Origin of the sequence: Kitasatospora sp. NPDC094019, assembly GCF_044764505.1 — a bacterium.
Lineage (GTDB): Bacteria > Actinomycetota > Actinomycetes > Streptomycetales > Streptomycetaceae > Kitasatospora.
Map to the genome: position 1 here is coordinate 403,208 of NZ_JBIWIF010000001.1, position 12,775 is coordinate 415,982.

Consider the following 12,775-nt stretch of genomic DNA (forward strand, 5'->3'; position numbering starts at 1 on the left):
ACTCCCCTTATCCACCCACCGCAAGGGAACCGCCACCATGCCCCATCAGTCGCCCGCCGCCACCGACCGCGCGGAGACCGTCCTCGGCGTCTTCGACACGGCGTTCGGCGAACTCCTCGCCCAGGACCCGGCGGCGTTCCGGGTGAAGTTCCGCAAGATGGCGGCCTCCGCGTTCGCGTTCTACCGGGGCACCGCCGCCCTCTACTACGCGGACCTCACCACCGCACCCTTCTCCTCCTTCGCCGACCCCTTCCTCGACGACCGCACCGGCCGGGTCTGGATCCACGGCGACCTCCACGCGGAGAACTTCGGCACCTACCTCAACGCCGAGGGCCGCCTCGTCTTCAACGTCAACGACTTCGACGAGGCGTACGTCGGCGCCTTCACCTGGGACGTCCAGCGGCTCGCCGCCTCACTCGCCCTGATCGGCTACGCCAAGGCCCTGTCGGACACCACCATCACCGAACTGGTCACCGCCTTCGCCGAGGCGTACCGGGCCCGGATCGCCGCCCACGTCACCTCCGGCGACGCCGACCCCTACACCCTGGACACCGCCACCGGCCCGATCCTCGACACGCTCCGGAAGGCCCGGCTGCAGACCCGGGTGTCCCTGCTCGACGGCGACACCGTGGTCGAGGACTACGACCGCCGCTTCCGCCTCGGCGGCGGCGCGTTCGCACTGGACGAGGACACCAAGGCCGAGGTCCTGACCGCCTTCGAGCGGTACCTCGCCACCCTGCCGCCCTCCGCCCGGGTCAGCCCCACCGCCCTGCGGGTCAAGGACGTGGTCGGCCGCCGGGGCATCGGCATCGGCTCGGCGGGCCTCCCGTCCTACAACGTCCTCCTCGAAGGGCACACCGACGCCCTGGAGAACGATGTGATCATCTACATGAAGCAGGGCCAGACCCCGGCCGTGTCACGTCACGTCGACGACCCCGCCATCGCCGGCTACTTCGAGCACGAGGGCCACCGCACGGTCATCTCCCAGCGCGCCCTCCAGGCCCACAGCGACCCGTGGCTCGGGTACACCACGCTGCGCGGCCGCGGCCAGCTGGTCGCCGAGGTGTCCCCGTACGCGACCGACCTCGACTGGCGGGACCTCAACGAGCTCCCCGACCTGCTGGCCGTCACCCGCTACCTGGGCCGCGCCACCGCCACCATGCACGCGGCGGCGGACGAGTCGTCCAGCGGCCACACCCTGGTCCCGTTCTCCACCGAGCACGCCATCCACGAGGCCATCGGCCGCGACGAGGCGGGCTTCACGGCGATGCTCGTCGACTTCGCCCACGCGTACGGTGCCCAGGCCCGCGCCGACCACCAGCTCTTCGTCGACCTCTACCGCAACGGCCGCATACCGGGCCTGTAGGCCCCGCTCAGGTCAGGGCCGCCAGCCTCGCCGAGGCGGCGGCCCTGACCTCCGCCGTCTCCAGCCCGTCCGCCGCCAGGTACCCCAACCTCTTCCGCACCCCCGCCCCGTCCGGAGCCCGCTCGACCCCCATCAACCGCGCGGCGTCCTCGCAGTCCCAGAGGCACTCCTCGTAGATCCCGCCCAGCCCCGCCGGATCGATGGCCGCCAGCGCCTCCAGGTACCCCACCCGCTCGTGCGAGTGGGGTGTCCACAGCCAGAACCGCCGCAGCAGCGACACGGCGCCCCGGGCCTCGCCCCCGAATCCCGCCAGAGCCCGCGCGGTGAGCGCCGGCCCGCACCACAGCTTCTCCACCCACTCCCGCTCCAGCCGCTCCACCAGCGCCCCGAGGTCCCCCTCCACCTCCGCATCCTCTTCGTGCCGCCGCCCGGCCGCCTCCACCGGCACCCCGGCCCCGCACCCCAAGCGCGCCAGGTACACCGCCCGCTGGTCCGCGTCGTCCCACCGCCAGTCCCACCGCGCGCACGCCTCGACCACCTCGGCCGTCCCCCGCGGATCCTCTTCGACCATCCGCGCGCCGAGCCCCCGCCCCCGCTGCACCATCCCGATCAACGACCCCGCCGGCGCGTACCGCCCGTCACTCATCCTCGTCACACCCCCATCCTCCACTTCCCACTCCGCACCGAACAGAGAAGTGCGCAGCTGCCCCCTCGCCCGGATCGGCGAGGGGGCAGCTGCGGTCAGGCGTGGCGGTCCAATTCGCCGACCTTGATGGAGTCGAGGAGGTACGTGAAAGTTGCGCGAGTCGTGCGAAGAAAGAGATCGCCTTGATCGGACTCACGCAGCTCGACCAGCCCGGACACCTCGCGGACCTCGACACATGCATTACTCGAACCCGAGTAGCTGGACTTCCGTCTCGGAGCCCACCATCGACGGCCGCCTCCTCGTGAACTTCGGCGACGCCCCCGTCTCCACCCTCCTCAACCTCCTCGAACTCATGCGGGAAACGGCCCGGCAGTGACCGCCTTCCTCGTCGGCACCGCCCTCGCCGTCCTCCTCGCCCTCGCCATCGCCACCGTGATCACCGGCGTCGTCACCGCCCTCAGGATCGGCCCGCCCCCACCCCCGATCACCCGCCACGGCCACTGGGAAACCCACACCCACCCCGACGGCACCACCGAACACACCTGGACCCCCACCCGACCGACCCCGACAACCCACAGCCCCACTGACCGCCGAAGCCGCACCCCAGCGGTGACCCATTGCAACCAGCAAGGAGCCACCAGGAAGGACCCCCCTCGGAGTGAGAAGTCGGGACCGGCGACTTCCCACTCCGATCCCGGCTGTGCACCTCGGAACAACCGGCTGCGCGTGGGAAGTCGGCCGTTCCGACTTCTCACGCCCCCGGTGACGCAGCTCGGCCCCGGTGGCTCCCTTGCCACGCGCAAGGGAGCCACCGGATTCGGCTTTCACGATGTGCCCCAGGAGTAGGAAGTCGACCTCGTCGACTTCCTACTCCTCCTGCCCCTCGACCTCACCGGGGAACGGCCGGATATGAGCGGCTGTCCCTCGCTCGGTTCGAGCGAGGGACAGCAGGCGCCAAGCCGGGCGAATCAACCCCACCCACCGCTGGCTCGTACTTCCCCGGTTAGCCCCTTGCGGACAGCAAGGGGCCACCGGAACAGAACTCTTAGATCAGGAAGTCAGCCGGCCGGCTCGGCCGGGCCGACTTCCTGCGCAACAGGCACAACGGACTACGCGGCGTCCAGCTCCGCCAGGAAGTCCAGGGCGACCGCCCAGGTCTGCTCCGCCGCCTCGGCGTCGTAGTCGGGCAGCTCCGGGTCGGTGAAGAGGTGGCCGGCGCCGCGGTAGCGGTGCACCTCCACGTCCGCGCCGGCCTTGCGCATGCCCAGGTACCAGGCGTTCAGCCAGTCCTCCGACTCGAACGGGTCCGGCTCGGCCACGTGCAGCTGGACCGGGATCCCGGTGGCCGCGTCCTCGCGGATGTCCGAGGTGCCGTGCAGGAGCAACAGGCCGAGGGCCTTCTCGTCGGCGAGCGCCAGGTTCTGGGCCAGCGAGCCGCCGAGCGAGAAGCCGGCGTAGACGAGCGGCGTTCCGGAACCCAGCAGCGGAGCGGCGACCCCGACGGCGCGGCGCAGGAGTTCGTCGCTGCCGACCTCCTCCTTGAACGCCATGGCCTCCTCGACGTCGTCGAAGGTCCGCCCTTCGAAGAGGTCGGGGGTGTGCACGGTGTGCCCGACGGCGCGCAGCCGGTCGGCGGCAGCCTGGACGGCGGGGCGCAGGCCGTACACGGAGTGGAGGAGCAGGACGTGTGCCACGGGCGGGACTTCCTTGCAACGGGGGCCGGAACAGCCTCCCATCATCGCGCATGTCCGCCGGGTGACCGCGCCCACCCGGAGAAGTGGCGGGACGCCACGTCGCGGTGAAGCGACGACGAACAGTCAGTTCAGCATATGGAACCGCGCATTACCCGCCGGTAGCCTGTCCGCCGTGACTGACCTTGTCAATGACATGACCGCCGCCCGCCCCCTCCGACGCCAGGTGCTCAAGGCCACCGCCGTCGTCGCGGGCGCCGCCGCCCTGCCGCTCGCCCTCGGCGCCGCCGCCCAGGCCGCCACCGCCCCGCAGTTCCTCCACGGCGTCGCCTCGGGCGACCCCCTGCCCGACGGCATCCTGCTCTGGACCCGGGTCACCCCGGCCCCCGAGGCCGTGCCCGGCTCCGGCCTGGGCGCCGGCACCGAGGTCCGCTGGGAGATCGCCGCCGACAAGGGCTTCGCCCGGATCGCCGCGAGCGGCACCGTCACCAGCGACGCCGCCACCGACCACACCGTCAAGGTCGACGTCCGCGCCCTCGCCCCGGACACCGCCTACTGGTACCGCTTCACCGCAGGCGCGACCGTCTCCCCCGTCGGCCGCACCCGCACCACCCCTGCCGCCGACGCCGCCCTCGACCGGCTCCGCTTCGGCGTCGCCTCCTGCGCCAACTGGGAGGCCGGTTACTTCTCCGCGTACCGCCACCTGGCGGCCCGCGGCGACCTCGACGCCTTCCTCTTCCTCGGCGACTACATCTACGAGTACAAGAGCGGCGAGTTCTGCGCCCGCGGCTCCGTGGTCCGCCCGCACGCCCCCGCCCACGAGATCCTCAGCCTCGCCGACTACCGCACCCGGCACGGCCGCTACAAGACGGACGAGGACCTCCAGGCGCTGCACGCCCAGGTCCCGACCATCGCGATCTGGGACGACCACGAGTTCGCCAACGACGCCTGGTCCGGCGGCGCCGAGAACCACACCCCGGGCACCGAGGGCGACTGGTCGGCCCGCATGGCCGCCGCCAAGCAGGCGTACTTCGAGTGGATGCCGGTCCGCCCGTCCATCGCCGGCACCACCTATCGCCGCCTGCGCTACGGCAAGCTGGCCGACCTGCACCTGATGGACCAGCGCTCGTTCCGCTCCCAGCAGGTCAAGGTCGGCAACGGCGACGTCGACTCGGCCGACCGCACCCTCACCGGCCGCGCCCAGATGGACTGGCTCAAGGCCGGTCTCGCCTCCTCCGACACCGCCTGGCGCCTGATCGGCAACGAGGTGATGATCTCCCCGGTCGCCCTCTTCTCGCTGCCGGACTACCTGCTGCGCCCGCTGGCCAAGCTGCTCGGTCTGCCCGGCGAGGGCCTGGCGATCAACACCGACCAGTGGGACGGCTACACCCACGACCGCCGCGAGCTGCTCGGCCACCTGAAGTCGAACGGCATCACCAACACCGTCTTCCTGACCGGCGACATCCACTCCGCCTGGGCCTCGGACGTCCCGAACGAGGCCGCCACCTACCCGGCCTCGGGCAGTGTCGCCACCGAGTTCGTGGTCACCTCGGTCACCTCGGACAACATCGACGACTTCCTCAAGGTCGCGCCGCAGACCCTCTCCCTGGTCGCCGCCGCCGCGATCAAGGCCGCCAACCGCCACGTCCAGTGGGTCGACCTCGACTCCCACGGCTACGGCGTCCTGGAGGTCACCCCGGCGCAGACCCAGATGGACTACTACGTCCTCTCCGACCGGACCCGCAAGGACGCCACCACCAAGTGGTCGCGCTCCTACCGCACCAGGTCCGGCAGCCAGCAGGTCGAGCGGGTCTACTCCCCCGTCAAGTAGTCCCGGCACCGACGGACCCCGGACCCGCCCGCCGTCCCCCGGCGGGCGGGTCCGGCGCCCCGGAGGCCCGCTACGACACCACGTCCTTGCGCGCGAAGCCCCGGAACGCCAGCGCCAGCAGCACCACCGCGTAGGACAGCGACAGCGAGACCCCCTGCACCATCCCGCCCCACTCCATCCGCGGCTGCAGCGCGTCCGCCCACGCCCACTGCCAGTGCGCCGGCAGCCAGGCCCGCAGGTCGCCGAGGGCGGTGATGGCGTCCAGCACCCCGGCGACGATCGAGGCGAACACCGCCCCGCCGACCGCCCCCAGCGGCGCGTCCGTCGCGGTCGAGAGCCAGAACGCCAGCGCCGCGATCACCACCTCGCTGAGGAACACGAAGGCCACCGCGACCGCCAGCCGGGGCAGCGCCTCGCCCGCGGTCAGACTCGCCCCGGCCGGCAGCCGCAGGTCGCCCCAGCCGTACGCGGCCGTGCCGACCGCCAGCCCGACCAGCGGCAGCAGCACCACGGCCGCCGCCGAGAACAGCAGCCCGACCAGGAACTTGCGCAGCAGCAGCCGCGCCCTCGGCACCGGCGCGGCCAGCAGGTACCGCAGCGAGGACCAGCTGGCCTCCGAGGCCACCGTGTCGCCGCAGAACAGCGCGACCGGGATCACCAGCATGAAGCCGGTGCCCATGAAGAGCATGGTGGTCGCGAAGTTCGGCCCGGACGAGGTCGCGAGCTCGATGAACGTGGTCCGGTCGGCCCGCCCGGGCGTCCCGGCCACCGCGAACGCCGCCAGCACCACCAGCGGCATCGCGGCCAGGACCCCGCCGATCACCATCGTGCGGCGCCGCCGCAGCTGGCGGACCACCTCGACCCGGAACGGCAGCGTCCGCCCGGGCCGGTAGCCGGCCGCGTGGTCGTCCGACACCTCAGCAACCGCGGCGCTCACGCCGTACCTCCGATCAGCGACAGGAACGCGTCCTCCAGCCGGCGCTGCGGCCCGGCCGACTCCACCGGCACCCCGAGCCGCACCAGCTCGGCCAGCAGCCGGCTCGGCGCCAGACCGTCCAGCCGGACCAGCAGTCCGCCCTCCACGACCTCCGCCGCGTCGACGCCGTCCATCGCGGCGACCTTGTCGGCCGCCGCCGCCAGCTCCGCCGCGCCGTACGCCCCGGTGCCGATCAGCAGCTGCGAGCCCGCGCCGACGATCTCCGCGACCGCGCCCGCGGTGACCAGCCGGCCCCGGTCCATCACCACCAGGTCGGTGCAGCTCTGCTCGACCTCGGCCAGCAGGTGGCTGGAGACGATGACGGTCCGCCCGGCCGCCGCGTACCGGATCATCACCTCGCGCATCTCGCGGATCTGCGGCGGGTCGAGCCCGTTGGTCGGCTCGTCGAGGATCAGCAGGTCCGGCAGCCCCAGCATGGCCTGGGCGATCGCCAGCCGCTGCCGCATGCCCTGCGAGTAGGTGCGCACCGCCCGGTCCAGCGCCTCGCCGAGCCCGGCGATCGCCAGCGCCTCGTCCAGGTGCGCGTCCGCCTCCGGTCGGCCGGTGGCCTGCCAGTAGAGGCGCAGATTGGCCCGCCCGGTGAGGTGCGGCAGGAAGCCCGCGCCCTCGACGAAGGCGCCGACCCGGGAGAGCACGGGCGCCCCGGGCCGGATCAGGTGGCCGAAGACCCGGATCTCCCCGGCGTCCGGCCGGATCAGCCCCATCAGCATCCGCAGGGTGGTGGTCTTGCCGGCGCCGTTGGGGCCGAGCAGGCCGAGCACCTGGCCGCGTTTGACCCGGAAGCCCAGCTCGCGCACGGCGTAGCGGTCGGCGGCGCCCTTGTAGCGCTTGCTCAGACCGGCGATCACCAGCGGCACCCCGGCGAGCGCCGGGTCGTACGCGGGTCCGTGCGCCCGCCGCCCGGCCCGGGCCGCCCGCAGCCGGGGCACCAGGACCAGCCCGGCGGCCAGCGCGAGCGCGACCAGCGGCAGCATCCAGGTCCGGGACGGCAGGGGTGTCGACTCGGTGACCAGTCCGTCGACCGTGGGCAGGGTGACCGGCCCGGTGACGGCCGCCCGGTAGGTGGCGGGCTCGACCGGTGAGGCGTACGCGAGGTCGGTGGAGGCCAGCACCAGCCGCAACCGGTGCCCGGCGTCGAAGGTGTGGTCGACGGTGGGCAGCGCCACGGTGACGCTCCGGCCGTCGGGGGCGTCCGCCCCGGTCACCCGCAGCGGGGCGGACAACTGTTGCGGCAGGCTCTGCTTGCCGTCGGGGGCGACGTCGTACAGCTTGGCGAAGAGCACCGCGTCCGGCCGGTCGGCCCGGACCCGGACCGGCACGGTCGGCTGCCCGGTCAGGTGGACCGAGGCGTCCAGCGGCGCCGAGTCGAAGGTGGCGAACTGGCCGGGGAAGTCCAGCGCGAGGCCGGCGCCCAGCGCGGACGCCTGGCCGAGCAGCCCGCCGAGGCCGGGCACGGCGGAGATGTTGGACGGCGCGCCGCCGGGCGGGTTGGCGAAGACCTGCTCGGGCTCGCCCGCCGGGGCCGTCAGCTCGAACCGCCGCGAGCCGGTGCCGCCGAGGCCGGGGTAGCTGTCGGCGGTGGCGCCGCGCAGCACCGCCTGGAACCCGGTCGAGTCGACCCCACCGGTCCGGGTGACCCGGAACGCCGCGCCGGTGTCGGCCGCGCCCCCGTCGCCCTTCAGGTAGCGGTCGAACCAGCCGGTGACCCGGTCGTCCACCCGGTCGCTGGTGTCGGTCGCGCCGTCGTGCCCGCCCGCGAACCAGTCGACCGCCACCGGGGCGCCGTTGGCGGCCACCGCGCGGGCGATCGCGTCGCCCTGATCGAGCGGGAACAGCGAGTCCTGCTGGCCCTGGACCACCAGCGTGGGCACCTTGAGCCGGTCCGCGACCGAGGAGGGGCTGGACCGGTCGAGCAGGGCCACCGCCTCCGGGTCCGCGCGGCCGGCGGTCGCCACCCGGTCGTACATCCGGCACAGCTCGTCCAGGAACCGCCCGCAGCCGACCTGCCCGCCGTCCTGCTCGGGGGCGAGCGCCGGACGCGCCGCGCCGCCGGACGGACCGAGCTCGCCCACCGAACCGGTGGTGAAGAAGATCCCGGACCACAGCTTCTTGAACACGCCGTCGACGGCGCCCGAGCCGCGCACCCCCTGCGGGAACAGCGCGTCGGCCAGGTTCCACCAGGTGATCGCGCTGGCCACGGCGTCGATCCGGGGATCGTACGCGGCACCGAGCAACGCCACCGCGCCACCGTAGGAGGCGCCGGTGATGCCCACCCGGGGGTCGCCGGGCCCGTCCAACCGGACCTCGGGGCGCTGCGCCAGCCAGTCGACCAGGTGCTTGACGTCCTCGACCTCGCGGTCCGGCGCGTTCAGCCCGATCTTCCCGCCGGAGCGCCCGAAGCCGCGCGCCGACCAGGTCAGCACCGCGTACCCCTGCCGGGCGAGCTTGCGGGCGCGGTCCCGCTCGCCCTCCTTGGAGCCGCCGAAGCCGTGCCCGAGCAGGACGGCCGGGCGGGGGCCGCCGCCGGTGGTGAAGAAGGAGGTGTCGAGCTGGACGACCTGCGTGCCGCCGGGTGTCTCGGGCATCGCGAGGAACCGGTCCTCCTGCCGGACGGCCTGTTCACCGCCGGCCGCGACAGCCGCGGCGGTCCCCACGGCGACGACGGCCACCAGGGCCACCGCCCCGGCCACCAGTCTCCGTCCGGCGGCCGTCCCACGGCCTCGCCACCGGCGCCACGCCCCACCGAGCTCCATGGGCGTGATCGTAGTCGCCCCCGGAGTAGGCGTCCGATAAGAACACCGGCCCGCCCGCTTCCCTGAACGCGCGGGGCCCCCGGGTGCTCTCCCGGGGGCCCCGCCCTGCCTGTCGTCCCCGCCGAGGAGGGCGCCCCGGCGCTACAGCACCCGGGTCATCGTCCGGTGCGGGATCCCGGCGTCGTCGTACACCGGTCCCTCCGCCGCGTACCCGAGGCGCTCGTAGAACCCGAGCGCCTGCACCTGGGCGTGCAGCTCCATCTCGCGCGCCCCGCGCGCCCGCCCGGCGTCCTCGACCGCCCGCACCAGCTCGGCGCCGAGCCCGGTCCCCCGGGCCGTCTTCAGCACGGCGAGCCGGCCGAGCAGCACCCGGCCGTCGATCCCGCCGGTGATCCCCAGCGCCTGCTCACCGAAGATCAGCCGCGCCGTGCCGACGGGCTCACCCTCCGGCCCGACCGCCAGCAGGTGCTCCGAGGTGGGATCGAGGTCGTCCCACTCCTCCTCCTCGGCGATCCCCTGCTCGACGATGAAGACCTCCCGCCGGACCTCGTGCACCAGCGCGAGGTCCGCCGCGCCCCGGGCGACCCGGACCGTCACCGTCATCCCGGCGCTCCTCAGCTTTCCGAGTCGATGATGTCCAGCGCCTTCCGCAGGTCCGCGGGGTACTCGCTGGAGAACTGCACCCACTCGCCGTCCGCCGGGTGCTCGAAGCCGAGCGAGACCGCGTGCAGCCACTGCCGGGTCAGCCCGAGCCGCTTGGCGAGGGTCGGGTCGGCCCCGTAGGTGAGGTCACCGACGCAGGGGTGGCGCAGGGCGGACATGTGCACCCGGATCTGGTGGGTGCGGCCGGTCTCCAGCTTGATGTCCATCAGCGAGGCGGCCCGGTACGCCTCGATGAGGTCGTAGTGGGTGACGGACGGCTTGCCCTCGCGGGTGACGGCCCACTTCCAGTCCGAGCTGGGGTGGCGGCCGATCGGCGCGTCCACCGTGCCGCTGAGCGGGTCCGGGTGGCCCTGGACGAGGGTGTGGTACTTCTTCTCGGTCACCCGGTCGTGGAACTGCCGCTTGAGGTCGGTGTAGGCGCGCTCCGACTTGGCCACCACCATCAGCCCGGAGGTGCCGACGTCGAGCCGGTGCACGACGCCCTGGCGCTCGGCGGCGCCGGAGGTCGAGATCCGGTAGCCGGCCGCGGCCAGCCCGCCGATCACGGTGGGGCCGGTCCAGCCCGGGCTCGGGTGCGCGGCGACGCCGACCGGCTTGTCGACGAGCACGATGTCGTCGTCGTCGTGGACGATGCGCATGCCGTCGACCGCTTCGGCGACGATCCGCACCGGCGCGGCGGGGGCCGGGATCTCGACCTCCAGCCAGGAGCCGGCGGTGACCCGGTCCGACTTCCCGGCGACGGCGCCGTCGAGCGTCACCTTGCCGTCGGCGGCCAGTTCGGCGGCCTTGGTCCGGGAGAAGCCGAACATCCGGGCGAGGGCGGCGTCGAGTCGTTCGCCCTCCAGGCCGTCGGGAACGGGGAGGCTTCGGGTCTGCGCTGCGGTACTCACCCGTACGAGTATGCCGGACGCGCGGGCCCCGGCCCGCGCCGTGCCGCCGAGGGGACCCGGGCCGCCGGGCCCCGCCCGGCCCTACTCGCCCTTGTCCGCCTGCTCGCCCTTGTCCGCCTGCTGGTGCACGGTGCCGTCCGGGTTGCTGCCCCGGAAGGAGAGCAGGACGACCAGGATGCCGCCGCAGACGATCGCCGAGTCCGCGAGGTTGAAGACCGCGAAGTGCTGGACCGAGATGAAGTCGACCACGTGTCCGCGGAAGACGCCGGGCGAGCGGAACAGCCGGTCGGTCAGGTTGCCGAGCGCCCCGCCCAGCAGCAGGCCCAGCGCGATCGCCCAGGGGAGGCTGTACAGCCGCCGGGCGATCCGCCAGATCACCACGATGACGGCCGAGGCGATCATGGTGAAGACGACGGTCAGCGCCTGACCCATGCCGAAGGCGGCGCCGGAGTTGCGGATCACCTGGAAGGTCACCACATCGCCGATCACCTTGATCGCCGAGTGGTTCTCCAGCCTGGCCACGACCAGGAGCTTGCTGCCGAAGTCGATCAGGAAGGCGAGCAGCGCGACGACCAGGAGCACGCCGATCCGCCTGCGCCCCTTCGGCTCCTCCGCCCCGGCCGGCTCGACCGGGTTCGGCGCCGGTGCCGCGACGGCCTCCGGCGCCTCGGGGGCGACGGGGGCTTCGGGCCGGACCGGGGTCCCGTCGCCGGGACCGGTCACGTCCCCGGTCGGGGCCGGCGCCACGACGTCGGCGGGCGTCGGGACGGAGTCGTCCCGCGTCTGGGGGGAACCTTGCGTACTGATGATCCGCTCCGCTGCCGTGACGTGGGGGGCCTGGGGGCCGGTGGGAAACCCGATCTGCGACGGATCATCCGACGGATCAGGCGACGTTACGGGGTCGAGCCTACGGCAAGCCCGACCCCTCCCGTCGTCCCGGTCGGCCGCCCGGATCGGGTCAGCGGCGTTCCTGCTTGGCCTTGCACTGCACGCAGAGCGTCGCCCGCGGGAACGCCTGCATCCGGGCCTTGCCGATGGCCTGGCCGCAGGACTCGCAGGTGCCGAATCCGACGCCCTCCAGCCGGGCCAGCGCGTGCTCGGTCTGGGCGAGGCTGTCGCGGGCGTTGTTCGCCAGCGCCACCTCGCTCTCGCGCGAGATGTTCTTCGTACCGGCGTCCACCTGGTCGTCGCCGGCTCCGTCGTTGGAGTCCCGCATCAGGCCGGTGATGGCCGCCTCGGCCGTGTCGATCTCCTGCTGGAGCCGCTCCAGCTCGCTGATCAGCTCGGCGTGGAGCTCGCGCACCTCCGCGGAGGTCCACGGGTCCTCGCCCGGACGGACCGGAAGCTCGGCCGGGTCGACCGACTCGGCACCGCCGGTGCGGGCGGTGGCCGCCGCCGGAGTACGGGTGCGGCCGGGGGCCACGAGAGTGGTGTCGGTGGTGTTCTTGCGCCGTGCGGTAGTGGTCACGGTCCCCTCCCCTGGATCGCCTGCCACGGCCTTGCGTGCCCGCTTGGTGGCGGTACCCGCGACGGTTGCCTTCTCAGCCATGGCTTCGACCCCATCTACGAACGAATCGAGCCGCCGGTTCCCGGCGGCCTCCAGTGCCGGAACGATAATCCCGATCAAAAATGGTCACAACATGACATACCGACGCCTCACAATGATCCCACCCAGCCAGCCGCCCCACCCGACACGCCCACCGCGCCGAACTGAGTTGTGCCCGCGGCCCCGGCGCGCCGAAACCGACTTGCGACGGCCGATACACTGGGCCTGCAAGGCGCAGATGGGGACGAGTACCGCAGTACGCAGCCACCAGCGACCCGGGGACGGTGCGAGCCCGGGGGTGTGCACCGCGCGAAGATCACCCCGGAGCCGCCGGAAGAACGGTCCGCGATCCCCTTCGTCGGCCCGCTAGACCCGGCAGCAAGCCCAAACAA

10 protein-coding genes and 1 pseudogene are annotated in these 12,775 nt (G+C 73.2%); 2 read left to right on the top strand and 9 right to left on the bottom strand.

Annotated features, from left to right (window positions below; all coding sequences use genetic code 11):
* Positions 1–37: 37 nt before the first annotated feature.
* On the top strand, positions 38–1,366 hold the full coding sequence (locus ACIQ9P_RS01895; protein WP_402348104.1) for a DUF2252 domain-containing protein: 1,329 nt from the start codon (positions 38–40) through the stop codon (positions 1,364–1,366).
* 7 nt (positions 1,367–1,373) lie between these two features.
* Here the strand turns inward: ACIQ9P_RS01895 and ACIQ9P_RS01900 are convergent, their stop codons facing one another.
* From ACIQ9P_RS01900 to ACIQ9P_RS01910, 3 genes and pseudogenes are all read right to left on the bottom strand, one after another.
* Positions 1,374–2,021: a hypothetical protein gene (locus ACIQ9P_RS01900; protein WP_402348107.1), complete on the bottom strand. Its 648-nt coding sequence runs from the start codon at positions 2,019–2,021 to the stop codon at positions 1,374–1,376.
* An 86-nt stretch (positions 2,022–2,107) separates the two neighbouring features.
* Positions 2,108–2,269: pseudogene (locus ACIQ9P_RS01905) on the bottom strand (DUF397 domain-containing protein); the annotation flags it as partial.
* An 852-nt stretch (positions 2,270–3,121) separates the two neighbouring features.
* Positions 3,122–3,706: a dienelactone hydrolase family protein gene (locus ACIQ9P_RS01910; protein ID WP_402348110.1), complete on the bottom strand. Its 585-nt coding sequence runs from the start codon at positions 3,704–3,706 to the stop codon at positions 3,122–3,124.
* A 193-nt stretch (positions 3,707–3,899) separates the two neighbouring features.
* Here ACIQ9P_RS01910 and ACIQ9P_RS01915 point away from each other — a divergent pair, with 193 nt between their 5' ends.
* On the top strand, positions 3,900–5,534 hold the full coding sequence (locus tag ACIQ9P_RS01915; protein WP_402349815.1) for an alkaline phosphatase D family protein: 1,635 nt from the start codon (positions 3,900–3,902) through the stop codon (positions 5,532–5,534).
* Between the two features lie 70 nt (positions 5,535–5,604).
* Here the strand turns inward: ACIQ9P_RS01915 and ACIQ9P_RS01920 are convergent, their stop codons facing one another.
* The 6 genes from ACIQ9P_RS01920 to ACIQ9P_RS01945 form a co-directional block, all read right to left on the bottom strand.
* Complete coding sequence (locus ACIQ9P_RS01920) at positions 5,605–6,471, bottom strand: ABC transporter permease (RefSeq protein ID WP_402348113.1); 867 nt, start codon at positions 6,469–6,471, stop codon at positions 5,605–5,607.
* Positions 6,468–9,284 (bottom strand): alpha/beta fold hydrolase, encoded by a 2,817-nt coding sequence (locus ACIQ9P_RS01925; protein ID WP_402348116.1) that lies wholly within the window; start codon positions 9,282–9,284, stop codon positions 6,468–6,470. The genes ACIQ9P_RS01920 and ACIQ9P_RS01925 overlap by 4 nt, the downstream gene beginning before the upstream one ends.
* A gap of 141 nt (positions 9,285–9,425) precedes the next feature.
* Positions 9,426–9,887, bottom strand: a complete 462-nt coding sequence (locus ACIQ9P_RS01930) for a GNAT family N-acetyltransferase (RefSeq protein ID WP_402348119.1) — start codon at positions 9,885–9,887, stop codon at positions 9,426–9,428.
* An 11-nt stretch (positions 9,888–9,898) separates the two neighbouring features.
* Entirely contained in the window at positions 9,899–10,837 is a 939-nt protein-coding gene (locus ACIQ9P_RS01935; protein ID WP_402348123.1) for an RluA family pseudouridine synthase, read from the bottom strand.
* A gap of 81 nt (positions 10,838–10,918) precedes the next feature.
* A complete protein-coding gene (lspA, locus tag ACIQ9P_RS01940; protein ID WP_402349818.1) occupies positions 10,919–11,647 on the bottom strand; it encodes a signal peptidase II in 729 nt (242 codons plus the stop codon).
* A 148-nt stretch (positions 11,648–11,795) separates the two neighbouring features.
* On the bottom strand, positions 11,796–12,305 hold the full coding sequence (locus tag ACIQ9P_RS01945) for a TraR/DksA family transcriptional regulator (protein WP_402348126.1): 510 nt from the start codon (positions 12,303–12,305) through the stop codon (positions 11,796–11,798).
* Between the last annotated feature and the right edge of the window lie 470 nt (positions 12,306–12,775).

Bases quoted from the DNA above. Each gene is read 5' to 3' on its own strand.
- ACIQ9P_RS01895 (WP_402348104.1), top strand. From the start codon at position 38: ATGCCCCATCAGTCGCCCGCCGCCACCGACCGCGCGGAGACCGTCCTC.
- ACIQ9P_RS01915 (WP_402349815.1), top strand. From the start codon at position 3,900: ATGACCGCCGCCCGCCCCCTCCGACGCCAGGTGCTCAAGGCCACCGCC.
- ACIQ9P_RS01925 (WP_402348116.1), bottom strand. From the start codon at position 9,284: ATGGAGCTCGGTGGGGCGTGGCGCCGGTGGCGAGGCCGTGGGACGGCC.
- ACIQ9P_RS01930 (WP_402348119.1), bottom strand. From the start codon at position 9,887: ATGACGGTGACGGTCCGGGTCGCCCGGGGCGCGGCGGACCTCGCGCTG.